General features: G+C 64.4%; 1 protein-coding gene and 1 pseudogene. Both read left to right on the top strand.

Features of this window, described 5'->3' with window-relative positions:
- The first annotated feature begins 83 nt into the window (after positions 1–83).
- Positions 84–1,469 (top strand): TolC family outer membrane protein, encoded by a 1,386-nt coding sequence (locus tag A5906_RS29045; protein WP_080138631.1) that lies wholly within the window; start codon positions 84–86, stop codon positions 1,467–1,469.
- A gap of 305 nt (positions 1,470–1,774) precedes the next feature.
- Positions 1,775–2,032, top strand: a pseudogene (locus A5906_RS45250) (DUF2497 domain-containing protein); the annotation flags it as partial.

Raw genomic sequence — 2,032 nt, 5'->3', positions numbered from 1 at the left:
GGCGGGGCAACGACTCCACTCGGTAGACGCTAACCCGGCTCGCGGGCACGAGCCGGGCGTTAAAATGAAACGGAAATTTTGGGATGCATGGGGTGAAGCTCTTCACCGGAGCTGCGGTTTCGGTCCTGCTGCTGGCGCTGGCTGGGCCGACGCCTGCCTTGGCGGACACGATCGAGGCCGCCTTGGTGCGCGCCTATCAGAACAATCCGCAGCTCAACGCACAGCGCGCCCAGGTGCGCTCGACCGACGAGAACGTGCCGCAGGCCCTATCGGGCTATCGCCCCAAGGTCAATCTGAGCGTCAGCGCAGGAAATCAGTATCAGGACATCCAGCAGGTGCAGAAGGGGCCAACCATCCATGGCGACCTTCAGCCCAACAGCGCCAGCCTGACCATCAACCAGACGCTCTATAACGGCAACATCACCGCCAACAGGACGCGGGTGGCGGAGAGTCAGGTCTCGGGATCCCGCGAGGCGCTGCGCAGCCTCGATCAAACCGTTTTGCTCCAGGCCGCGACGACCTACATGGACTATCTGCGCGATGCCGCCACGCTGGAAGTCCAGCGGAGCAACGTGCGCGTGCTCGAGCAGACGCTGAAGCAGACCCGTGATCGTTTCAACGTCGGCGAAGTGACGCGCACCGACGTCGCGCAATCGGAAGCGCAACTGGCTGCCGGCAAAACGCAGGCGCTCACCGCGGAGGCGAACCTCACCACGACGCGGGCGAATTTCCGCCGCATCATCGGCAACGAGCCGACGAACCTCGCACCGGGCTCGCCGGTCGACCGGTTCCTGCCGTCGACGCTCGCTTCGGCCATCGAGCTCGGCCTCATCGAGCATCCCAACGTCACGGCCGCAATGTATGGCATCGACGTCAATTTCTTGCAGGTCAAAGTCGCCGAAGGTGCGTTGCTGCCGACGGTCACGGTCCAGGCCGGCATCACCCAGTCGTACCAGCAGACCCTGACCGTATTCCGGACCACGACCGCTTCGGCCGTCGCGACAGCCTCTGTGCCGATCTATCAAGGCGGCATAGAATATTCGCTGATCCGCCAATCCAAGGAAAACCTGGCGCAGCAGCGTCTCAACCTCGAAACTACACGCGACCAGACTCGTGCGAACGTGGTGCAGTTCTGGGGGACGTTGCAGGCCGGCAAGGCGCAGGTGCAGTCTGCGCAGGCGCAGGTGACGGCGTCCGAGATCGCACTTAACGGTGTGCGCGAGGAAGCCAAGGCCGGTCAGCGCACCACGCTCGACGTGCTCAACGCCCAGCAGGCGCTGGTCAATGCGCGCGTTGCATTGGTGACCGCGCAGCACGACCGCGTGGTAGCATCCTATAACGTGCTCGCCGCCGTCGGCCGTCTGTCGCCGCAGGTACTCGGCCTTGCGACCACGGTCTATGATGCCAGCGTTCACTACCATCAGATCCGCGACAGCTGGGGCGGCGTACGTACGCCTGACGGGCGCTGATTTCCGTAGTCATCCGGTCGGCCTCGCAAACAGCCGGGGCCGACCGGTGCTTTGCTTGCAATCATCAAAATCCCTGACATAGCCTTGCCATGAAGAGGCGGGTCGATTCGCTCCGCAACCGATGTCGTGTGCGTAAAGCTTGAGTGCCGAGGGCAGGGGCGCACCGCTGCACATTGAGCCGTGAACTGGGGACAAGTCGGGCTGTCGCGACGAAAATGTCGGGGCGCTCGTTGCGGAACCGGCCAATCCTGTCGTGCTTGGTGTAAAACAACGCATGCGAGGGCGTTGATGATGTGGAGTCGGAGATGACGCAGCCTGCAAAGGTCACAGAACCCTCCATGGAGGAGATTCTGGCCTCGATCCGGCGCATCATTGCCGACGACGAGGCCAAGCCGCCGCCGGCAGAGGCTGCCAAGCCCGAGAAGGCTGCGGCGCCGGCCGCGCCGCCTAAGCCGATGAACGACACCCCTCCGTCCAAGGTCTCGCCGCCCAAACCCGCAGCCGAGAAGCCCGCGCCGCCTCCGGCCGCAAAGCCGGCTCCTGCACCGCCGCCGCCCGCGCCC

Origin of the sequence: Bradyrhizobium sacchari, assembly GCF_002068095.1 — a bacterium.
Taxonomy (GTDB): domain Bacteria; phylum Pseudomonadota; class Alphaproteobacteria; order Rhizobiales; family Xanthobacteraceae; genus Bradyrhizobium; species Bradyrhizobium sacchari.
Note: the sequence above shows the minus strand (reverse complement) of the source record. Positions and strands in the feature narration are given on the sequence as shown.